Annotated in this window: 19 protein-coding genes; 15 read left to right on the top strand and 4 right to left on the bottom strand. The window is 44.2% G+C overall.

Annotated elements, in window-relative coordinates; translation table 11 throughout:
• Positions 1-53: 53 nt before the first annotated feature.
• On the bottom strand, positions 54-1,265 hold the full coding sequence (locus ACRRSW_RS22850) for an MFS transporter (protein ID WP_432455258.1): 1,212 nt from the start codon (positions 1,263-1,265) through the stop codon (positions 54-56).
• Positions 1,266-1,361: 96 nt separating this feature from the next.
• Here ACRRSW_RS22850 and ACRRSW_RS22845 point away from each other — a divergent pair, with 96 nt between their 5' ends.
• Positions 1,362-2,147 carry a helix-turn-helix transcriptional regulator gene (locus tag ACRRSW_RS22845; protein WP_432460550.1) on the top strand — a complete coding sequence of 262 codons (786 nt, stop codon included), beginning with the start codon at positions 1,362-1,364 and terminating at the stop codon, positions 2,145-2,147.
• A gap of 39 nt (positions 2,148-2,186) precedes the next feature.
• Here ACRRSW_RS22845 and ACRRSW_RS22840 read toward each other — a convergent pair whose 3' ends face one another.
• Positions 2,187-3,095, bottom strand: coding sequence for a response regulator transcription factor (locus ACRRSW_RS22840; protein ID WP_432455260.1), 909 nt, complete (start codon positions 3,093-3,095; stop codon positions 2,187-2,189).
• Positions 3,092-6,475 carry a hybrid sensor histidine kinase/response regulator gene (locus ACRRSW_RS22835; protein ID WP_432460549.1) on the bottom strand — a complete coding sequence of 1,128 codons (3,384 nt, stop codon included), beginning with the start codon at positions 6,473-6,475 and terminating at the stop codon, positions 3,092-3,094. Before ACRRSW_RS22835 ends, ACRRSW_RS22840 begins: the two co-directional genes overlap by 4 nt.
• A 294-nt stretch (positions 6,476-6,769) precedes the next feature.
• Between ACRRSW_RS22835 and urtA the strand changes: the two genes are divergently transcribed.
• The 10 genes from urtA to ACRRSW_RS22785 all read left to right on the top strand — a co-directional run bounded on the left by urtA (position 6,770) and on the right by ACRRSW_RS22785 (position 16,550).
• A complete protein-coding gene (gene urtA, locus ACRRSW_RS22830) occupies positions 6,770-8,032 on the top strand; it encodes an urea ABC transporter substrate-binding protein (protein WP_432460548.1) in 1,263 nt (420 codons plus the stop codon).
• A 63-nt stretch (positions 8,033-8,095) separates the two neighbouring features.
• A complete protein-coding gene (gene urtB / locus ACRRSW_RS22825) occupies positions 8,096-9,022 on the top strand; it encodes an urea ABC transporter permease subunit UrtB (RefSeq protein WP_432460547.1) in 927 nt (308 codons plus the stop codon).
• Between the two features lie 11 nt (positions 9,023-9,033).
• Positions 9,034-10,218: an urea ABC transporter permease subunit UrtC gene (gene urtC, locus ACRRSW_RS22820; protein WP_432460546.1), complete on the top strand. Its 1,185-nt coding sequence runs from the start codon at positions 9,034-9,036 to the stop codon at positions 10,216-10,218.
• Positions 10,205-10,957 carry an urea ABC transporter ATP-binding protein UrtD gene (urtD, locus tag ACRRSW_RS22815; RefSeq protein WP_432460545.1) on the top strand — a complete coding sequence of 251 codons (753 nt, stop codon included), beginning with the start codon at positions 10,205-10,207 and terminating at the stop codon, positions 10,955-10,957. The genes urtC and urtD overlap by 14 nt, the downstream gene beginning before the upstream one ends.
• 11 nt (positions 10,958-10,968) lie before the next feature.
• Complete coding sequence (urtE, locus tag ACRRSW_RS22810) at positions 10,969-11,658, top strand: urea ABC transporter ATP-binding subunit UrtE (RefSeq protein WP_432455266.1); 690 nt, start codon at positions 10,969-10,971, stop codon at positions 11,656-11,658.
• A 38-nt stretch (positions 11,659-11,696) separates the two neighbouring features.
• Complete coding sequence (gene fmdA / locus ACRRSW_RS22805) at positions 11,697-12,932, top strand: formamidase (RefSeq protein WP_432455267.1); 1,236 nt, start codon at positions 11,697-11,699, stop codon at positions 12,930-12,932.
• A 12-nt stretch (positions 12,933-12,944) separates the two neighbouring features.
• Positions 12,945-13,301: an FmdB family zinc ribbon protein gene (locus ACRRSW_RS22800; protein WP_432460544.1), complete on the top strand. Its 357-nt coding sequence runs from the start codon at positions 12,945-12,947 to the stop codon at positions 13,299-13,301.
• A gap of 266 nt (positions 13,302-13,567) precedes the next feature.
• Positions 13,568-14,131, top strand: a complete 564-nt coding sequence (locus ACRRSW_RS22795) for a GbsR/MarR family transcriptional regulator (RefSeq protein WP_432460543.1) — start codon at positions 13,568-13,570, stop codon at positions 14,129-14,131.
• A 26-nt stretch (positions 14,132-14,157) separates the two neighbouring features.
• Positions 14,158-15,549 carry a cytochrome ubiquinol oxidase subunit I gene (locus ACRRSW_RS22790; protein WP_432455270.1) on the top strand — a complete coding sequence of 464 codons (1,392 nt, stop codon included), beginning with the start codon at positions 14,158-14,160 and terminating at the stop codon, positions 15,547-15,549.
• Entirely contained in the window at positions 15,546-16,550 is a 1,005-nt protein-coding gene (locus ACRRSW_RS22785; RefSeq protein WP_432455271.1) for a cytochrome d ubiquinol oxidase subunit II, read from the top strand. The genes ACRRSW_RS22790 and ACRRSW_RS22785 overlap by 4 nt, the downstream gene beginning before the upstream one ends.
• 96 nt (positions 16,551-16,646) lie before the next feature.
• Here the strand turns inward: ACRRSW_RS22785 and ACRRSW_RS22780 are convergent, their stop codons facing one another.
• Entirely contained in the window at positions 16,647-16,967 is a 321-nt protein-coding gene (locus ACRRSW_RS22780; protein ID WP_432455272.1) for a heavy metal-binding domain-containing protein, read from the bottom strand.
• Positions 16,968-17,321: 354 nt separating this feature from the next.
• Between ACRRSW_RS22780 and mioC the strand changes: the two genes are divergently transcribed.
• The 4 genes from mioC (at position 17,322) to ACRRSW_RS22760 (ending at position 21,461) form a co-directional block, all read left to right on the top strand.
• Positions 17,322-17,759 carry an FMN-binding protein MioC gene (gene mioC, locus ACRRSW_RS22775; protein ID WP_432455273.1) on the top strand — a complete coding sequence of 146 codons (438 nt, stop codon included), beginning with the start codon at positions 17,322-17,324 and terminating at the stop codon, positions 17,757-17,759.
• 373 nt (positions 17,760-18,132) lie between these two features.
• Complete coding sequence (gene mnmG / locus ACRRSW_RS22770) at positions 18,133-20,022, top strand: tRNA uridine-5-carboxymethylaminomethyl(34) synthesis enzyme MnmG (RefSeq protein ID WP_432455274.1); 1,890 nt, start codon at positions 18,133-18,135, stop codon at positions 20,020-20,022.
• 9 nt (positions 20,023-20,031) lie between these two features.
• Positions 20,032-20,658, top strand: coding sequence for a 16S rRNA (guanine(527)-N(7))-methyltransferase RsmG (gene rsmG / locus ACRRSW_RS22765; protein ID WP_432455275.1), 627 nt, complete (start codon positions 20,032-20,034; stop codon positions 20,656-20,658).
• Positions 20,659-20,669: 11 nt separating this feature from the next.
• Complete coding sequence (locus tag ACRRSW_RS22760) at positions 20,670-21,461, top strand: ParA family protein (RefSeq protein WP_432455276.1); 792 nt, start codon at positions 20,670-20,672, stop codon at positions 21,459-21,461.
• The last annotated feature ends 6 nt before the right edge of the window (positions 21,462-21,467 follow it).

Raw genomic sequence — 21,467 nt, 5'->3', positions numbered from 1 at the left:
GATTCAAATCTATCTTAAAAACTCGCCCAAGAACGACATAGATAATGTCAAAACTAACGACGATTTTGATGCATTTGAACCAATTGCAACAAAGCACCAACGACAGCAACAATTCCAGCGCCAACAGGTAATACCCACATGGGTAATGATAATGTTAAAATAACGCCACCAACAGCAGCACCAATAGCGCTACCTAAATAAAGAGCAGATTCATTCAGCGCAACAGCAAGATGACCATCACCATAATTATCTCGAACATGTAACAACTGATTATTTTGTGGGACCTGTAAAGCCCAACCAACCGCCCCCCATACGGCTATAGGCACCATTGCCAACCAAACACTCCAAGCTACGATAAATGGGAGCATGATTAATGATGCTCCTAAAATTAACATAATCGATAAGGTCATGAGCGAGTTGTGAATGCGCTCAGTTAATGGCCCAACCAAGAAACTCCCGGCGATACCACCAAGGCCCCAGATCCATAGAAAAGGGGTAATAGAATGTACCCCACTATATTCCACTGACAACATAAGAGGAGCAAGAAATGTATACATACCAAGACTTGAGATAGCAGCAAACAATGATACAGCCAAGATTACGGTTACTTGGCGGTCAACGAACAATGACAACTTTTTACGTAAGGGCACGGAGTCATAATTAGGTAATTCAGGCAACCATAGAATCAATCCAAGCAACGCTGTTAATCCAAGTATGGTGACTAAGCCAAAAGCGATAGGCCATCCCATATTTTCCGCTAAAACAAGTCCCACAGGTACTCCAAGGACAGTCCCAGCAGCCATTCCCCCCATAACTAATGCAATCGCTTTACCTCTACGATGAGGGGATAGAGACGCAGCAGTAGCTATACCGATTGAAAGATAAACCCCCGAACCAATGCCAGCGAGAGCTCTAAATACCACTAACCATATAAAATCTGTGGCAAGTGCACTGGCTGCATTGGCGAGCACAAATAATCCTAATGCTGCCAAAATTCCACTTTTCTGGCGATTGGTCGGTAACAAAGCAACAATGACTGGAGAACCAATCCCATAAGCCAATGTAAAGACTGTAACTAACTGAGCAGCAAAGCTGACCGATACTTTGAAATCCTGCTCAATTAATGGGATGAGTCCTGCTGTTACGTAAGAAGCCATACCTAAAGAAAAAGCGCCTAGAGCAATCAAATAGATGCTTAGTGAATTTGAATAACACTTTGTAACAGAAGTAGATTTTTGCACACACTCTAAGCGATCAAAGCTCATTTTTAGTCTCTCTAAATAGAAAACACCATATTACCCACCCATTTATGGTGTTACAATTTAACCATTTATAGTGTTACTTAAGCTAATAGGGTACTGATGAGCAAACTAGAACGAACTCGCGAAGAACTAGCAACATTTCTAAAAACTCGTAGAGAACGCCTTTCTCCAGCAGATCTTGGTTTACCAACTGGAGGACGCCGACGTACACCAGGACTAAGACGAGAAGAAGTCGCAGCCCTTTCAGGAGTTGGCCTCACATGGTACACATGGCTTGAGCAAGGCAGAGACATCCAAGCTTCATCCTCTTTTCTAGATAATCTAGCGAAAACGCTCAAACTAGACGCTGCAGAACGTAGGCACTTATTTTTGCTCGCTCATGATCGGCTTCCAGCCGAACCAGGAAAAACGTTTTGCCATGTGCAACCTTTGATTCTAAGACTAATGAACGATTTATCTCCTCATGGCGCATTTGTGCTCAACTTACGCTGGGACGTATTGGCTTTTAACTCTCCAGCCGACCAACTTTTTGGCTTTGATAGCCATCCAGCAAACCAGCGCAACTTATTGTGGATGCTATTTACTGACGCAAGCCTAAGAGAACGGTTACACAACTGGAAAAATCAAGCCATACAGATGCTTTCTAGCTTTAGACGGGATTACGCCCTTGCTACCCAAGAATCAGATATTCAAGCTCTAGTGACAAATTTGCAGAAAACATCACCTGACTTTAGAGAATGGTGGAACAGGCATGACGTTCATGCTCCCTGCCATGGAACGAAGACATTTACAATTAACGAGCAGAATATCGCATTTGAACACACATCAATGACCGTCGATGCTGACCGCCACCTCCGCTTAGTTGTATACGCTCGAAAAGATTAAATTATTGTTCGATTTGATCTGCAAAACCTAAAAAACCAGTTAACGCTGATTCAGGTATTCAAGGCAAATCGCAGCGGCGGTGGTGCGATTTTCAACGGCTAACTTTTGAAATATTGGCTCTAAGTGTTTGTTAACCGTGCGCGGGCTCATCGACAAAATCTGCGCGATTTCTCGATTGGTCTTGCCTCTGGTTAACCAAAGCAATACTTCAGATTCTCGCTCGGTTAACTTAAAACGCTGACGCAATGATTCTCGCACACTCACGTCATCATCGTTGATAATCCGTAGTAAGTGCTCACCTGGTGCAGACTCACCTAAATACCTAACTTTTAATGACATATTTAACTGATGAATCGTCAACAAACTATGTTTATCTGGCATCGATGATAACCAGTCCGCTAACTGTTGATTAAGTTTTGGCGATTCAAGACTGGCAGTAATCCCTGCACTTTGTAATAAATCCTTCGCCTTAGAGCTGGCCCAAACAATATGGCTATTCAAATTAAAAGTAAATGTCGCCTGAGCTATCTCTTCTAACACACTATGGGCACTGCGAGTTAAACGCGAATTCCCCAGATGAACTTTAATTCGTGCGAATAACTCCTCTAACTTAATTGGTTTTTGAATATAATCAACACCGCCAGATTCCAGGCCCTTTACCACCGATTCACTGTCGCTTAAACCAGTCATAAAAATCACTGGCACATCACTTAACTGTTTATTTTGTTTTAATAATAAGCATGCTTCAAAGCCATCCATATTGGGCATAAGGGCATCCATTAACACCACATCTGGTACCATTCGGGCAGCAATATTTAAAGCCTGTAATCCATCCATAGCAACCAGCACCGTATACCCTTGGCTGACTAAGGCTGTATTTAACATAGCTAAAGACTCGGTAGCATCATCAACCACCAAGATAATTCCTTTTGACTCCTCGCGACTCATTGTGCCAGTGCCTTTTTACAAATAAGTTGAATATTAGAAAACTGATAGTTCGCCAATTCGGCCCTTAACGAGCGAACCAAGGCACTATCTTGTTGTTGTTTGTCTAAGCTAATCAGCAACTCTTCAATACCCTGCACAAAACCAAGCTGGGCCATATCGACAATTTGTTTTAAGGGCTCAACGCTTGCCGAAGCTATCGCTTGTTGCGCGGGAACCGCAGGCGGCGCTATCACATGAGCTGGCTGCGACGTGGCATAGCGCCATTGAAGATTGAGTATTTCCGCTATTTTGTCTAACAGCAAATAGTCACGAAGTGGCTTCGCTAAATAGCCATTATATAGGGCAAGCTTATCCGCTCTATCAATATACTCACTGGGTAGCGTTTCGGTGGCATCAGCAGAGACCATAATCACTGGCGTAGTGATAGCTCGGTCTCGCAAGCGCTGTAATAACTGCCAACCATTCATACCCGGCATCGAAATATCTAATAAATATAAGTCGATATCAGCATGACCAAGATGATTGAGGCAGGCATAAGGGTCAGCCGCTTCTAAAACAACAAATCCCAAAGGACTGAGAATTTCGACCACTAAGCCGCGATGATTAGCATCATCATCCACCACCATCACCGTTTTACTTTCACCTTCAATGGCAGCGATTTTTCGAGGCCTGAGTAGCGGTCGCACTGGGCTATCGATACTAGATAACATCAAACTCAGTTTAAAAACACTGCCTTGCTGAGCCTTGCTACTTACATTGAGATCACCGCCCATAATATCGGTCAATAGTTGAGTGATAGTTAAACCCAAGCCAGTGCCCGGACTATGGGACTGTCCCGGCTTACGTACCCTCTCAAAAGGACGAAAGATACGTTCAAGATCTTGCTCATCAATCCCAAAGCCGGTATCACTAATGGTAAATTCGGCGACTTGGTTTCGATAACGAACTGCAAATGATACCGAACCTTGGGCGGTAAACTTGACGGCATTGGATAACAAATTAATTAAGATTTGTCGTAAATGGGTTTCATCGGAGGTCACCCATTTTGGTAAATAGCGGCTAGGATGATAGTAAAACTCAATCCCTTTCTCTTTCGCCTGTAAACTAAACATTGCCACCAAATCATCCAGTAAATCGGCAATCGCAACCTGATCTCGATGTAGTTCTAAACGCCCCGCTTCTATTCTTGAAATATCTAATAAACCTTCGATGATATCGGCAAGATGTTCACCACTTCGTTTAATCAAAGCCACCTTACTAAGATAGGGCTTGGCTAAATCATGGCTATTTTCTAATAGTTGAGCATAACCGAGGATTGAGTTGAGTGGTGTCCTTAGCTCATGACTAATACTGGTTAAGTAGCGACTCTTCGCCTGATTGGCCGACTCGGCAGTTTCTTTGGCTTGCTGTAAAGCCAGATCGGTGGCTTCGTGAGCGGCAATTTCTCGGCTTAACAGTTGCGTCTGTCGTTTTGATTCATCTAAGGCAAATTGACGACTGTCGTTGGCTAATACAAATAACCAAACCAATACCCCAACAATGATCATCAATAGAAAAAACACCTGACTCAGAGTTCCCGACACCACCAACTGAGTCGTCATATCATCACTGGGGATCCGTAAGTACACCAAATAGAATAAACCCGCGACCAAGGATGCAATCAAAAACATCAAGCCCGAAAAATGTAATAAACGAGTATTCATTAACGAAGATACCGACTTAGGTAAAACTAAGGCCACAAACTGGCTTAGTTGCTGAGCGAAACGAGCATTGCTTTTACATTGGTCATGACAACGCGCATCAAGGGTGCAGCATAATGAACATATCGCGCCCCCGTAGGCAGGGCAGAAAGCGAGATCTTCCGGTTCGAAATTATTTTGGCAAACGGTACAATCGGTTTGTTTAAGCGCTGCCAAATTGGGTTCGCGAGCGAGGTAATAACGCCCTTTGGTTAAGATAGCAATGAGCGGAGAACAAACAAAAGCCACGCTTAAACCTATAAATGGCGATAAGGATTGAGCTAAAGCGCCTAAGTTTCCGCTATAACAATAAATACCAATCAACGATGCCAGTAACATCGACCCAACTCCCACCGGGTTAATGTCATAGAGATGTGCTCGTTTAAACTCAATGTATTTAGGACTTAAACCAAGCGGTTTATTAATCACTAAATCGGCAACCAAAGCGCCAACCCAAGCGACCGCCATATTCGAATAAATCCCAAGCGTATCTTCTATCTCCGCATAAATACCCAACTCCATAATCAACAACGCAATAATCACATTAAAAACCAACCAAACCACCCGTCCCGGATGACTATGAGTTAAACGAGAAAAAAAGTTAGACCAAGCAATAGAGCCAGCATAAGCGTTTGTTACATTGATCTTGAGCTGGCAAACAATCACAAAAATGCCCGCTAAAGACAACGCAACCAAAGGCTGAGAACTCACATAAGAGAAGGCAACCTGATACATCTGGATCGGATCATCGGCCACTCGGGGGTCAACCTGTGCATCAAGCGCCAACACCACCAAAAAAGTCCCCATTAAAACTTTAATCGCGCCAATGATCACCCAACCCGGACCCGCACTAATCAAGGCGAACCACCAATAAAAGGGTTTACGCTTGGTTTTTTCTGGCATAAAACGTAGAAAATCGACTTGCTCACCAATTTGCCCCATTAAAGAGAACAATACCCCCGCCGCTGCACCAAATAAATGCAAACTAAAACCATCATCGGTAACTTTCTGGTGACGGCCGCGGTAGTGAGTCCAACTGTCTACCGATGACCATTCATTCCATAAAATAAACACAAAAGGGGTCAGTTGCAGCACGATCCATAAAGGCTGAGTCCATAGGTGAAAGCGACTGATAAAAGTAATGCCATGCGTCACCAACGGAATCACCAACACAGCACAAAGTAGATACCCCCAACTCACAGGGATCCCAAACAGCAAGTCTAAGGCCGAAGCCATAATGGCCGATTCTATGGCGAAAAAAATGAAGGTAAATGACGCATAAATTAGCGAAGTAATGGTTGAACCAATATAACCAAAACCTGCGCCGCGGGTCAGTAAATCAATATCCACCCCGTAGCGGGCAGCATAATAAGAAATAGGAATGCCACAGCAAAAGATAATCGCTGAAACAATCATGATAGCGGCTAAGGCATTGGTGAAGCCATAATTCAACATAATCGCCCCGCCAATCGCTTCCAAAGCTAAGAAAGAGATCGCACCAATGGCAGTATTAGCAACGCGTGCCGCCGACCACTGGCGGGCCCGCTTCGCGGTAAAACGTAAGGCATAATCTTCTAAGGTTTGGTTCACTACCCAACGGTTATAATTCCTCCTCACCTTAAATACATGCTGGTCTTTCATCCCTGACTAACTCCAAGCACTTGGTTAAGTTCTATTTTAAGCACGAATCAAGCCTATACATCTTATCTTAATATTTAAATAATCAACAAAATCAGTAAGTTATTATGTTATCTATAAATATTATTTGCGCCTTGGCTGTCACTCTGACCCTAACCCGATGCGCTCCGCATAACCATGCGTTAAATGACGTAGTTGCCTAGGGTGATTAGCTCATTACCCTCCCGCAATAAGTTTTGCATGATGGCTCTACCGCCAAGTCTCGGTAAAGCATCCACCACATATAGGGATATCATTATGCAAAAAACCACCAACACAGGCCTACGTACACGCTTACGTCGCCAACTACTCAAGGGAATGCTGGCGCTGCCCGCTGCGATGCTGGTTTCTCAGCTCAGCTTAGCGGCAAACCCCGCTACCGATGTCATTAATACCACGGGGCTCGCCGTGACCGATGACACGGTAAAGGTTGGGATCTTACATTCGGTCACCGGCACTATGGCGATCAGTGAAACCGGATCGGTTCAGGCTGAAATGCTTGCGATCGAACAAATTAATGCCATGGGCGGCATACTCGGCAGAAAGATTGAATATATTCAAGAAGATGGAGCTAGTGATTGGCCAACCTTTGCTGAAAAATCTAAAAAACTACTGGTAAGAGACAAAGCGGCGGCTGTATTTGGCTGTTGGACATCAGCCTCACGTAAAGCTGTATTACCTGTATTTGAGCAATATAACGGCATGCTTTACTACCCGACTTTTTACGAAGGTTTAGAGCAGTCACCCAATGTCATTTATACGGGCCAAGAAGCCACGCAACAAATTATCGCAGGAATTGACTGGGTAACAAAAACCAAGGGCGCGAAAAGCTTCTTCCTACTCGGCTCTGACTATATCTGGCCACGCACTTCCAACAAAATAGCCCGCAAACACATCGAAAAACTCGGCCTAAAAGTCGTAGGCGAAGAGTACTATCCGCTCGGTCATACCCAATTTAACTCAGTGATAAACAAAATTAAGCTGAAAAAACCCGATGTGATTTATGCCATCGTCGTGGGTGGATCCAATGTCGCTTTCTATAAACAATTGAAAGCCGCCGGGATCGATATGACCAAGGAAAAACCATTGGTTCTCACAATTTCAGTCACCGAAGATGAAATCCTGGGAATTGGCGGTGAAAACATTCAAGGCGCTTATGCCGCAATGAAATACTTCCAAAGCCTCACCAATCAAAACAACCAACAATTTGTTGCCGCCTTTAAAAAACGCTGGGGAGATGACATTGTCATTGGCGATGTGACTCAAGCCGCTTATCTAGGCCCTTGGTTATGGAAGGCCGCCGTAGAAAAAGCAGGGTCTTTCGATATCGATAAAGTACGTGAAGCTTCACCAGGGATCGAGCTTACCACCGCCCCAGAAGGTTATGTACGAGTTCACCCTAACCATCACCTTTGGTCAAAAACCCGAATTGGTCATGCCAAAGCAGATGGCCAGTATGACATCGTTTATGAGACCGATGAGCTGATTGAACCCAATCCATTCCCTGAAGGTTATCAGTAAAAACTCATGGCCTGTGTTAACAGGCCAACTTCTGTTTTCGCAAGCGTTCACGAGGGATTTGCTATGTTTGCCGATTATACCAGTGCAGAACTCACCGCTATTTTTGCTATGCAAGGATTTGCCGGTCTAATTCTCTTTTCTGTTTTTGTTCTTATGGCCTTAGGCCTTGCCATCATATTCGGTCAAATGGGTGTGATTAATATGGCACATGGCGAATTTATGATCCTAGGCGCCTACATCACCTATTTAACTTCGCAACTGTTTACTCACTATTTTCCCGGACTATACGACGGCTATTTCTTGGTCGCGATGCTGTTCGCCTTTATTTGCACAGCCGCCTTAGGTGCGCTGGTGGAATGGGCGATGATCCGCCACTTATACAAACGCCCATTAGATACCTTACTTGCCACCTGGGGCTTAAGCCTGATCCTACAACAAGTTTATCGCACCGTATTCGGCGCCCGAGAAGTCGGTGTGAGTCTACCCGATTGGCTGATGGGCTCTTATGCCATTACCGACATCATCGAAGTTCCGATTAATGGGATCTTCGTGATGGGTCTAACTATCGTGATTACCTTTTGCGTTTACCTACTAATGCAAAAATCACGTTTAGGTAAGCAAACCCGAGCCGTGGTCCAAAATCGAGCCATGGCGGGTGCCGTCGGGATTAATACCGAAAAAGTAGATCGTTATACCTTTGCCCTAGGCTGCGGTATTGCTGGTATTGCTGGCTCAGCCTTCACCATGGTCGGATCGACAGGCCCAACCGCTGGACAACAGTATATTGTTGATACCTTCCTTGTCGTGGTATTTGGTGGCGCTTCCAGCCTGCTCGGCACTGTTGCTTCAGCATTTACCATCTCTCAAGCCCAATCCACCATGGAGTTTTTCCTCAGTGGTTCGATGGCTAAAGTTCTCACCTTATTGACCGTGGTTGGCATTCTGATGCTCCGTCCCCAAGGTCTGTTTTCATTGAAAATTCGTCGCTAGGGAGAGTCACCATGTTCACTCCAATAGAAGCTCAAACCGAGCACAGTCGAAACCGTATCGCATGGTGGCAATACCTGCTACTGGCTGCGCTTATCTTGATTATCCTACCGCTATGTTTAGATGCATTTCGGTTAAATTTAGTCGGTAAATACCTCACCTATGCCTTTGTCGCACTGGGCCTAGTTTTATGCTGGGGTTGTGGCGGTATTTTAAGCCTTGGCCAAGGGGTGTTTTTTGGCTTAGGCGGTTATTGCATGGCCATGTTCTTAAAACTAGAAGCCTCCAACCCGGAAGCTACGGCCATCCAATCTACACCGGGTATTCCAGATTTTATGGATTGGAACCAGCTCACGGAATTGCCATGGTTTTGGCAACCCTTCCACAGCTTAAGCTTTACCCTGCTAGCCGTAATTGCAGTACCGATGTTATTTGCTTTTATCATTGGACTTGCAATGTTTACCCGCCGAGTCGGTGGGGTGTACTTTGCGATTATCACTCAGGCTATTGCCGCCATCCTCAGCATATTAATTATTGGCCAACAGGGTTATACCGGCGGAGTGAATGGGATCACCGATCTACGGACATTTTTGACTTGGGATATTCGCAGTGAATCAGCACAGACCCTGTTGTATTTCGTGAATGCAGCTTTGTTACTCGCGTGTTTATTTATCGCCTTATACATCAAAAATTGTAAGTTGGGCCGCTTACTGGTTGCGATGCGAGAGAAAGAAGATCGAGTTCGTTTCTCTGGTTATAACGTGGCTAATTTCAAAATTTTTATCTTCTGTATCGCTGCGGCTTTCTCGGCAATTGGTGGCGCCATGTTCACCCTTCAAGTCGGTTTTATGTCGCCTTCCTTCGTTGGCATTGTGCCCTCGATTGAAATGGTGATTTTCTGTGCGGTGGGTGGACGCTTATCACTACTGGGAGCGATTTACGGCACGCTTGTAGTGAACTTAGCCAAAACCACTTTCTCTGAATCCTTCCCAGAGCTGTGGTTATTTGCCATGGGCGCTTTATTTATCGGCGTGGTGTTAGCCTTTCCCGATGGTTTGGCAGGACTCTATCAAAGTTACATCCATCCTTGGTTAAGCCGCTTTCGTCAACGTCAACCTGTTGCACTTGAGTTGATTGAGCCTGCTCCGCCAAGCACTGAGCCTACAGATATAGAGGAGCGTCGAAATGTCTCAGCCTAATAAGAAAGACTTTGTTCTCAGTGTTGAAGGCCTCAGCGTTTCCTTTGATGGATTTAAGGCTGTCGATGACCTATCGCTATATGTAGAAGAGCAAGAAATTCGGGTGATTATTGGCCCCAATGGTGCCGGAAAAACCACCGTTTTAGATTTAATCTGTGGCAGAACTAAAGCCACCGAGGGCTCGATTAAATTTAAGCAACAAGAGTTAACCAAACTGAAAGAGCATCAAATTGTCCATGCGGGAGTTGGTCGCAAATTTCAAAATCCTTCCATCTATGAAGATCTCAGCGTATTCGAAAACTTAGAGATATCTTATCCACGGGGTCGCAATGTATGGGGAGCATTAACCTTTAAACGAGACCAAGCGGTAACAGACAAAATTACAGAAATTGCCGAAATGGTATACCTCAGCGACAAACTCCACCAGCAAGCCGACTTACTCAGCCATGGCCAAAAACAATGGTTAGAAATAGGCATGTTGCTGATCCAAGATCCAGAACTATTGATGCTCGACGAACCCGTCGCTGGCATGTCGGTGGCCGAGCGTAAACAAACTGCCGAGCTACTGCAAAGCATCACCAAGAATCGTTCGGTATTGGTGATCGAACACGATATGCAATTTGTCGAAGACATTGCTGACCGAGTCACCGTATTGCACCAAGGCAAGGTCTTATCGGAAGGCTCAATGCAGCGGGTAAAAAATGATCCCAAAGTTATTGAAGTCTACCTTGGCCATTAAGGAGAACAAGCATGCTCGAGCTAACTAATTACCACGTTGCCTATGGCCAAAGTGAAGTGATATCCGATTTGAACTTTTCACTCAAGGCGAATGAAATTGTCGCTATTTTAGGCCGTAATGGTATGGGCAAAACCACCCTCATGAAATCACTGATCGGAATCATCCCCAGTCGCCGCGGTCAGCTAAAGCTGGCTGGTAAAGAACTGTGTCATAAAAAGAGTCACCAGCGGGTGGCTGCTGGTTTAGGTTTTGTGCCCCAGGGACGAATGATTTTTTCCACGATGACGGTACAAGAGAATATCGAAACGGGTTTAACCACCAGCAATGCCAAACGGGTACCGGACGACCTCTATAGTACCTTTCCGGTGTTATGGGAAATGCGCCATCGACGCGGCGGTAATTTATCAGGAGGACAGCAACAGCAACTGGCGATTGCCCGCGCCTTAGCCAGTAATCCCAGCGTATTGCTATTGGATGAACCGACTGAAGGGATCCAACCTTCAATCATTAAAGATATGGCTAAAACCCTCAAACAGATCCGTGATCAACGCGGCTTATCAATCGTAGTCTCGGAGCAGGTACTGAGCTTTGCCCTTGATGTTGCGGATCGCATCTTAGTTATCGAAAAAGGAAAAATCGTTCACGACGTTCAGCGTGATGAAGTAGATGAAAACCAAGTCGCCGCCTATTTGTCGGTGTAAAGGCAATACATGGAAATTGATACTCAAGGAGAATAACCATGGCACAAACAATCATTAAAATAGATCTAAAACAATCCGCCTACGACAATGAAAAACTGCATAATCGCTGGCATCCAGATATTCCCATGGCGGCAATGGTAAAACCGGGTGACGACTTTATTTTAGAATGTATCGACTGGACTGGCGGGCAAATAAAAAACAATGATGATGCTTCCGATGTTCGAGATGTCGACTTATCTCAGGTTCACTTTTTATCGGGTCCTGTGGGGGTTACGGGTGCCGAGCCTGGCGATCTCTTAGAAGTTGATATTCTCGATATTGGCACCTTTGATGATTCACAATGGGGTTTCAACGGCTTTTTCTCGAAACAAAATGGTGGAGGCTTCCTTGATGAACACTTCCCTGAAGCACAAAAATCTATCTGGGATTTCAACGGCATGTTTACCAAGTCTCGGCACATTCCAGGAGTTGAATTTGCAGGCTTAATCCACCCGGGCCTGATTGGCTGTTTACCCTCGAAAGAGATGTTAGACGTCTGGAACAAACGGGAAAAAGAACTATTTGATACCAACCCCGAGCGGGTACCAATGCTGGCCGCCCTTCCCTATGCACCAACGGCTCACATGGGAAAAATGAAACCCGATCAGGCGAAAGTCGCCGCCGAAGAAGCAGCCAGAACCGTGCCCCCCCGTGAACATGGTGGTAACTGTGATATTAAGGACTTATCACGTGGCTCAAAAATCTACTTCCCAGTTTATGTTAAAGATGCGGGTTTATCGGTGGGTGATTTACACTTTAGCCAAGGCGATGGTGAAATCACTTTCTGTGGGGCCATTGAAATGGCAGGTTGGATCCATCTTCGCGTCAATTTAATCAAAGATGGCATGGCAAAATACGCGATTAAAAACCCCATTTTTAAACCCAGTCCAATTACACCTCGCTACGATGACTATCTGATTTTCGAAGGCATCTCGGTAGATGAACATGGCAAACAACATTATTTAGATGCCAATGTGGCCTATCGTCAAGCTTGCTTAAACGCCATCGAATACCTGAAGAAATTTGGTTACAGTGGTGCTCAGGCCTACTCTTTACTCGGCACAGCACCAGTACAAGGACATCTCAGTGGCGTGGTCGATGTGCCAAACTCTTGCGCAACCCTCTGGTTACCTACCGACATCTTCGAGTTCGATATAAAACCCAACGCCGAAGGTCCAACAAAATATTTAGATGGCAGTGTCGATATGCCTTTAGCCCCAGATCTAGATAAATAAGAGAGGTGAACCATGCCTGTTTATGACTATAAATGTGCCGAACATGGCGCATTTTACCAACTTGCTGCCTTAGACGACTGCGCTAAACCGGCCGCTTGTCCACAGTGCAATCAGTTAGCACCAAGGGTAATTATTTTGCCGCCAACAGTATTAGATATGGCAGCAGAAACCAAGCAGGCGATCGCCCGCAACGAACAAGCAAGACATGAACCGCAACATTCAACCGTTGATAGCCGAGCAGAAAATACTGAACGCTTAAAAAAAGGCTGCGGCTGTCAGCATCACAAACGAGGTGCTTCAAAACTATTTTATACCGCCAAGGGAGAAAAAATGTTTCCTTCCATGCGTCCCTGGATGATCAGCCATTAAATAAGCAGAAGATACTAAACATTCGCACTTAATCGCTGAAACCGCATAAAACCCTAAATTATCTTTTAGGGTTTTTCTTCAACGATTCAAATCAGTAGCCGAAAAACCTCAAATAAAAATCAGTAACAACAATTTCCCTCAAAAATCTTTAACCCAGCGCAAATTTTAGAATAGACACCCACCTAAAGCCAAAAAGATTGACTTAAATCAATTTTAATATAAGGTTTCAGCGTTTTCTGAAAGTTCAATAATAAGGAATCGGCCCGATGCAATTATCAGAGAAGAGCCAGGCTTTTGTGCTTCATTTTGGCGAAATGGGCAGTCGCTGGGGCTTTAACCGCACCGTTGGACAAATTCTCGCCTTATTGGTGATCAACCAACAGCCCTTGCATGCCGAACAAATTATGGAACAACTTGGGATTAGCCGAGGCAATGTAAGCATGGCCTTAAAAGAGCTGCAATCATGGCGCCTAGTTAAATTAAGCCATCAAGCAGGCCAGCGCCGAGAGTTTTTTACCGCTGCGGGTTCAATTTGGGAGATGGCTAAAACAGTATTTGAAGAAAGAACTAAGCGAGAAGTAGATCCAACCCTGTCGCTGTTACGTTCTAATTTAATCGACCCTCCAGAAAATGAAGCGGATCGCTATACCCAACAAAAAATGGCTGAAATCCATGACTTGTTGGAATTAATCACGCAATGGTCGAATACCTTAAACAACATGAGCCCCGAGACTCTAAAAAGTTTGATGAAAATGGGTTCAGGAATTAGCAAGATTATTGAATTAAAAGACAAAATCGTTGGTAACAATGGAACTGGCACCAACCCGTAAATTATTAACCTTCGATGAGGCAAACCATGTTTGATGCCCTGATATTATCCAGGATGCAATTTGCAGCCAATATTAGCTTTCACATCCTATTTCCAACCATCACCATTGCGATGTGTTGGTTTTTAGTATTTTTTAAAGTTCGCCACGATATGACTGGTAAGCCAATTTGGATGCGAGCCTACCGTTTTTGGGTGAAGGTTTTTGCCTTATCCTTCGCCATTGGTGTGGTCAGCGGGATCACCATGTCTTTTCAATTTGGCACCAACTGGCCAGGTTATATGGAAACCGTGGGCAATATTGCCGGACCACTGCTTGGCTATGAGGTACTAACCGCCTTCTTCTTAGAAGCAACTTTCCTCGGTATCATGCTATTTGGTATTAAACGGGTTCCCAATAAAATTCATACCTTAGCCACCGTGCTGGTGGCGATTGGCACCAGCCTATCGGCATTTTGGATTTTAGCGCTGGATTCCTGGATGCAAACCCCAGCAGGCTTTGAAATGCGTGATGGCGTCGCTCACCCCACCGATTGGCTCGCGATTATTTTCAACCCATCATTCCCCTATCGACTCACCCATATGTTGATAGCTTCGGGACTCACCGCATCTTTCTTTATAGCTGGTATTTCTGCTTATCGGATCCTCAAAGGGGATGTGAAAAAAGCCCCTCGACTCACCTTAAAAGTAAGTTTACTGGTGGCCGCGGTGTTAGCACCAACTCAAGCAGTGGTTGGTGATTTTCACGGTTTAAACACCCTAGAACATCAACCTGCAAAAATTGCCGCGATGGAAGGTATTTGGCATACAGAGAAAGGCGCACCACTACTGCTATTTGCATTGCCCGATAAAGAAACCCAAACCAACAAATATGCCATCGCTATTCCCAATTTAGCCAGCCTCATTTTAACCCATGACTTAGAGGGTGAAATTAAAGGGCTAAATGAGTTTGAAAATAACCATCCCCCAGTAGCCCCAGTGTTCTGGGGCTTCCGGGTCATGGTCGGCATGGGCTTATTGATGATCGCCCTCAGCTGGTTTAGTAGTTATTGCTTGCTCCGCCGAGGCAAACTCCCTAACTGGACCTTAAAGATCTTAGTTGCTACCACCTTCTGTGGTTGGGTCGCCACCCTCGCTGGTTGGTATGTCACTGAAATAGGTCGCCAACCGTGGTTGGTCACCGGAGTACTTCGCACCGAAGACGCTGTCACCAGCCTACCTGCGGCAAATGTAGGTTTTTCATTAATCATGTATTTAGTGGTTTACGCCTTCTTGTTGTGGGCCTACATCCATACCCTATTATCGATGGCACGTAAGGCTGTCAAAGTAGAAGAGTTTGAAACTAGCTCACCGCAGGCCGATGCCAGTCTTAGCCATATCGAGCCAAATTTAGAGAATCACAAAGGGAGTAGCAAAGTATGATTGATGCATACTGGTTAGCCATTATCTTTATTGGCCTGATGGGGCTCTCGGTATTGGTCTACGCTATCTTGGATGGCTACGATCTTGGGGTTGGTATTTTACTGCCATTAGGCGAAACCGACGAAGCCCAACGCGATACCATGATAGCTTCGATTGGTCCATTCTGGGATGCCAATGAAACCTGGTTGGTATTAGCAATCGGCATTTTGCTGATTGCTTTTCCGGCTGCACATAGCATCGTGCTTTATCACCTTTATATACCGGTCGCAATTATGTTGATCGGACTTATTATGCGTGGTGTCGCCTTCGACTTTAGAGCCAAAGCAGCCATCGATTATAAGCTCGCTTGGGATAGAACCTTTAAAGCCGGCTCAATTCTCACCACCATTGCCCAAGGTTATATGTTAGGCCTCTATGTGATGGGGTTTGAAAATAGCATCAGTGCTCATCTGTTTGCCTTGCTCAGTGGCCTTGGCGTCACCGCAGCTTATAGCTACATAGGTTCAGCGTGGTTGGTAATGAAAACAGAAGGTGAATTACAGCAGCGCGCGGTAAGATGGGCAAAAATCACTGGCCGACTTTGCTTTATTGGCGTTCTAGCGGTTTCGCTGGTGAATCCGCTGGTCAATCCAGGGGTATTTGATCGTTGGTTCGACTTCCCCTTGGTCATGTTTGTATTATTGATCCCGGTCGTATGTTTCGCTGCCTTTATCTTCAACGATATCTTGCTAAACCGCTTACCCAAAGCCAATGATCGCCACTGCTGGCTACCATTTATGCTGGTCATGTTAATCTTCTTGCTGTGTTTTAGCGCACTTGGCTTTAGCTTCTTCCCCTATGTGGTTCCGGGACAAATGACTATTTGGCAGGCCGCTTCAGCCCCCGAATCTTTAACCGTGATTTTACTGGGTGCGGTCGTAGTCGTGCCGATTATTTTAGCCTATACCGCGTTTTCTTATTGGGTGTTTAGAGGTAAAGCCACCTCACTTAACTACCATTAACCATAAAAATTTATACCTTCAATGATGTAAAGAGCGCCAATGGCGCTCTATTTTTATATCCAAATAAATCATCGATACTCACGACCAACAAGCGAACTATTCAGCCTTAAGTTTCACCGCCGTACCAAATACCATGATTTCTGAAGAACCATCCATGATAGCGCTCGTAGTAAAACGGATCCCCACCACTGCATCTGCGTCTTTTTGCTGAGCGCTTGCCACTAAGCGTTGTACAGCTAAGTCTCGCGCTTCACTCAGCATCTCGGTATAGCCCTTAATTTCTCCTCCAACAATACTTTTAAGGCCCGCCATGATATCGCGACCAATATGTTTAGCCTGCACTACATTGCCCGTAACAATACCAAGTATGACCTCAATTTCACGGCCAGGAATGGTTTCCGTCGTTGAATAGATCATTTACCCTCCTTTCATTCGACCCCACTTAATAAAGCTAAAGCATAAAGCGTAATGATGCGAGTAATGCAGCATGCTATTGGTATCTGTTATCACTTTTCTAAAAGATCAACATCCGCATTTGTCACCCAAATACCTTCCTTAAAACAGTATAAAAAGTAAGGATCACTAAATTGTGAATAATACTTACCCACAAACAATAAAAGGGATCATCCCTTATAGCGCTTATTTCTAATGTTCAATAACTTTAAAGTGATAAAAACTATCAACAACTCACTCACAACTAATCCGCAACTAGTTAATCAACCAAAGATCAAGTTACAATAGCCAAACCGTTGTGGATAAACAGGATGTAAAATGGATATAGAAATAATCGTGGGATCAACCTTAGGTTCAGCTGAATACGTCGCCGATGAATTAGAAGCCTTATTAAGTGAACAACATAAGGTCATCATCCATCTAAATGCAGAGTTTTCTGAATTAAAGCCTCACGCGCTGTGGCTTATTTGTAGCTCGACTCATGGTGCTGGCGATATTCCAGACAATTTACAACCCTTTTATCAATATTTACTCGAACAACAGCCAGATCTTTCCGAAATTAGCTATGCTGTTATCGCGATCGGCAGTCGTAGTTACGATACCTTTTGTGGAGCGGGAAAAGAACTTGATCAACAACTGGAAAAATTAGGCGCAAAACGCTTAAAAGATCGCTTAGAAATCGATGTCGATGTCGATCCTGTGCCTGAAGAACCCGCTGTTGAGTGGCTAAACTGCTGGAAAAACGAACTGATCTAAAATTATTTCCTGTGGATAAGCATAGTGATTAGCTCTTAATTAACTACACTTATTCCTATGGATAACTTTTGAATGATTTTATTTGTGGGTAACTAGCATTTTAGATCCCAGCTTGTCCCCTGTTTAGATCGGGTTCTGCTAACAAGATCTGATCTGATCTAAGTGAATGATCCAATTCATAAAAAATGACTTATCTACAGATCAAGGTGATCCTAATAGTAGATCTAATAAAAGATCTTTAAAGAAAGATCTTATATATATATTTATAGAGATCCCTTATAGATCTAATTCTGATCTAAGCATTCCCTTATCGACGCTTAACCAGTAAAATGCTGCACCCTTTGGGGATCTGGCAGGTTTGAGGTATTAAGAAATGTTCTATAAACAACAATACGACGTAATAGTAATCGGTGGTGGTCATGCTGGTACCGAAGCTGCTGCAGCTGCAGCCCGTATGGGACAAAACACTTTATTACTTACTCACAACATTGAAACTCTGGGTCAAATGTCTTGTAATCCCGCTATTGGGGGGATTGGTAAAGGCCATCTAGTGAAAGAAATAGATGCCTTGGGTGGTTTAATGGCTCAAGCAAGCGATTTAGCCGGGATCCAATTTAGAACACTTAATTCTTCCAAAGGACCAGCAGTTCGAGCGACTCGTGCTCAAGCCGATCGAATGCTTTATCGAGCCGCGATCCGACATCGCTTAGAAAACCAAAAAAATCTGACGATCTTCCAACAAGCTTGTGATGATTTGATCGTAGAAAACGATCAAGTGGTTGGTGTTGTTACCCAAATGGGATTGCGCTTACGTGCTCGCAGTGTCGTGTTAACCGTAGGTACTTTTTTAGGTGGTATGATCCACATCGGCCTAAATCATCACTCCGGTGGTCGTGCAGGCGATCCACCATCGATTGCACTAGCACAACGCTTACGTGAATTACCTCTCCGAGTCGATCGTCTAAAAACCGGCACACCTCCTCGTATTGACGCTCGTAGCATTGACTTCTCGGTCATGCAGCCTCAACCAGGTGATAATCCGACGCCGGTATTTTCGTTCATTGGTCAAGCCAGCGATCATCCGCAACAGATCCCTTGTTATATCACCCATACCAATCAAGCAACGCATGACATTATCCGTGGTGGTCTTGACCGTAGCCCAATGTTTACCGGCGTAATTGAAGGTGTAGGGCCACGTTACTGTCCTTCAATTGAAGATAAAGTAACTCGTTTTGCCGATAAAAGTTCTCATCAGATCTTTATTGAACCAGAAGGGCTAACCACCCATGAAGTTTATCCTAATGGGATCTCAACCAGCTTACCCTTCGATATACAGGTTGATTTAGTTCATTCAATGAAAGGTTTAGAAAATGCCCATATCACCCGTCCAGGATACGCCATTGAATATGACTTTTTTGATCCTCGAGATTTAAAACAAAGCTTAGAAAACAAATACTTAAAAGGATTATTCTTTGCCGGTCAAATTAATGGGACAACTGGTTATGAAGAAGCTGGTGCGCAAGGCTTAATTGCTGGCGCAAATGCTGCGTTATTTGCTCAAGGTTTAGATAGTTGGGCGCCACGTCGCGATCAAGCTTATATGGGCGTACTAATTGACGACTTAGCAACTTTAGGCACCAAAGAACCTTACCGGATGTTTACCAGCCGAGCCGAATATCGTTTATTATTGCGCGAAGATAATGCAGATGTACGTTTAACCGAACAGGGCCATCAACTCGGCTTGGTTGATGAACATCGTTGGCAGTTATTTAATATCAAAATGGAAGCCGTTGAATTAGAACGCCAACGATTAAAAGATACTTGGGTACACACCAATTCAATCCAATTAGATCAATTAAACCCTTTATTGAAAAATCCGATTACTCGTGAACATTCTTTAGAAGAATTGATCCGTCGCCCTGAACTCAGTTATGAGAAATTAATGGGGATTGAAGGTTTTGGTCCCGGTTTAGCCCAACAAGATGCGGCCGAGCAAGTAGAAATTCAAATCAAGTATGCGGGATACATCAAGCGTCAACTTGAAGAAATTAAGAAAACCCAAAAACACGAAAATACGCTTTTACCGCTCGATCTCGATTTTTCAAAAATTAGTGGGCTATCCAATGAAGTTGTTGCTAAATTGACCAATGCACGACCTGAAACCATTGGCAAAGCAGCGCGAATTTCGGGGGTTACACCGGCGGCGGTTTCATTATTATTAGTTTATTTGAAAAAACACGACTTAGCGCGTAAGTCGGCTTAGGATGATCGGGTGCTAAAATCACGTCTTGTAGGCCTATTGGCCCAAACTCAGTTACAACTGACAGAATTACAAATAGAACAATTGGTCTGTTTGGTTGAACAACTTGATAAGTGGAATAAAGCTTATAATCTCACTTCAGTGAGAGATCCCATGGAAATGTTAGTTAAACACATCTTAGATAGTTTAGTGGTTAGTCCTCACTTACAGGGGAAACGCTTTATTGATGTAGGGACCGGTCCGGGATTACCTGGCTTACCCTTAGCAATCATTAATCCAGATAAGCAGTTTGTTTTACTCGACAGTTTAGGTAAGCGAATCACCTTTATTCGTCAGGTATGCCATTTACTGAAGCTAAAAAATGTGACTGCGGTGCAAAGCCGGGTCGAAAATTATCAACAAAACCTAGAATTTGATGGTGTAATAAGCAGAGCCTTTGCTTCTTTGCACGATATGTTGAACTGGTGTTCTCACTTACCTGCAAATAATGGTAAATTCTATGCCTTAAAGGGCTTAGTGCCCGAACAAGAGCTAGAAAGTTTACCTGAAGGTTGCCATTTACACCGTATTGAAAGTTTAACGGTTCCCGAACTTGAAGGTCAGCGACATCTAGTTATTATTGATAAAACCAATTCTTAGGCGAAAATATTGTGGGTAGAGTGATTGCGGTAGCCAACCAAAAAGGTGGCGTAGGGAAAACAACCACTAGCGTGAATTTAGCAGCCTCAATGGCAGCCACTAAACGTAAAGTATTGTTAATCGACCTTGACCCACAAGGCAATGCAACCATGGGCAGCGGTGTTGATAAATATGATGCACCAAAAACCGCCTATGAATTGTTGATTGACGAAGAGCCGATCGAACAGGTCGTGATTAAAGAAACCAGTGGTTTTTTCGATTTAATTGCTGCGAATTCAGATGTGACCGCCACTGAAATTAAACTCATGGAATTTTTTGCCCGGGAAGTCCGTTTACGTAATGCATTAGCTCCTGTGCGTGATTATTACGACTATATTTTTATCGATTGTCCGCCTTCATTAAACATGCTCACCGTGAATGCAATGGCAGCTGCTGATTCAGTATTAGTCCCAATGCAATGCGAATATTACGCATTAGAAGGTTTAACTGCCCTCGTTGACACTATCAGCAAGTTGGCCTCGGTAGTGAATCCTGATTTAAAAGTAGAAGGTATTCTACGTACCATGTTTGATCCACGTAATCGCTTAGGTTCTGATGTTAGTGATCAGCTTAAACAACATTTTGGTAAAAAAGTTTACCGTACAGTGATCCCTCGAAACGTACGTTTAGCCGAAGCGCCTAGCTTTGGTAAACCAGCCATGTATTATGATAAAACATCAAGTGGTTCTAAGGCTTACCTTGCATTGGCCGGAGAGATTATTCGTCGCCATGAAGAAGAAGCACAAACGATGGCCCTGGATTAATGAGTA

Source organism: Agarivorans sp. QJM3NY_25, assembly GCF_050870875.2.
Lineage (GTDB): Bacteria > Pseudomonadota > Gammaproteobacteria > Enterobacterales > Celerinatantimonadaceae > Agarivorans.
This window is presented reverse-complemented; position numbering and strand designations above follow the sequence as displayed.

Coding starts and splice junctions, on each gene's coding strand:
- ACRRSW_RS22850 (WP_432455258.1), bottom strand. CDS start 1,265: ATGAGCTTTGATCGCTTAGAGTGTGTGCAAAAATCTACTTCTGTTACA.
- ACRRSW_RS22845 (WP_432460550.1), top strand. CDS start 1,362: ATGAGCAAACTAGAACGAACTCGCGAAGAACTAGCAACATTTCTAAAA.
- ACRRSW_RS22840 (WP_432455260.1), bottom strand. CDS start 3,095: ATGAGTCGCGAGGAGTCAAAAGGAATTATCTTGGTGGTTGATGATGCT.
- ACRRSW_RS22835 (WP_432460549.1), bottom strand. CDS start 6,475: ATGAAAGACCAGCATGTATTTAAGGTGAGGAGGAATTATAACCGTTGG.
- urtA (WP_432460548.1), top strand. CDS start 6,770: ATGCAAAAAACCACCAACACAGGCCTACGTACACGCTTACGTCGCCAA.
- urtB (WP_432460547.1), top strand. CDS start 8,096: ATGTTTGCCGATTATACCAGTGCAGAACTCACCGCTATTTTTGCTATG.
- urtC (WP_432460546.1), top strand. CDS start 9,034: ATGTTCACTCCAATAGAAGCTCAAACCGAGCACAGTCGAAACCGTATC.
- urtD (WP_432460545.1), top strand. CDS start 10,205: ATGTCTCAGCCTAATAAGAAAGACTTTGTTCTCAGTGTTGAAGGCCTC.
- urtE (WP_432455266.1), top strand. CDS start 10,969: ATGCTCGAGCTAACTAATTACCACGTTGCCTATGGCCAAAGTGAAGTG.
- fmdA (WP_432455267.1), top strand. CDS start 11,697: ATGGCACAAACAATCATTAAAATAGATCTAAAACAATCCGCCTACGAC.
- ACRRSW_RS22800 (WP_432460544.1), top strand. CDS start 12,945: ATGCCTGTTTATGACTATAAATGTGCCGAACATGGCGCATTTTACCAA.
- ACRRSW_RS22795 (WP_432460543.1), top strand. CDS start 13,568: ATGCAATTATCAGAGAAGAGCCAGGCTTTTGTGCTTCATTTTGGCGAA.
- ACRRSW_RS22790 (WP_432455270.1), top strand. CDS start 14,158: ATGTTTGATGCCCTGATATTATCCAGGATGCAATTTGCAGCCAATATT.
- ACRRSW_RS22785 (WP_432455271.1), top strand. CDS start 15,546: ATGATTGATGCATACTGGTTAGCCATTATCTTTATTGGCCTGATGGGG.
- ACRRSW_RS22780 (WP_432455272.1), bottom strand. CDS start 16,967: ATGATCTATTCAACGACGGAAACCATTCCTGGCCGTGAAATTGAGGTC.
- mioC (WP_432455273.1), top strand. CDS start 17,322: ATGGATATAGAAATAATCGTGGGATCAACCTTAGGTTCAGCTGAATAC.
- mnmG (WP_432455274.1), top strand. CDS start 18,133: ATGTTCTATAAACAACAATACGACGTAATAGTAATCGGTGGTGGTCAT.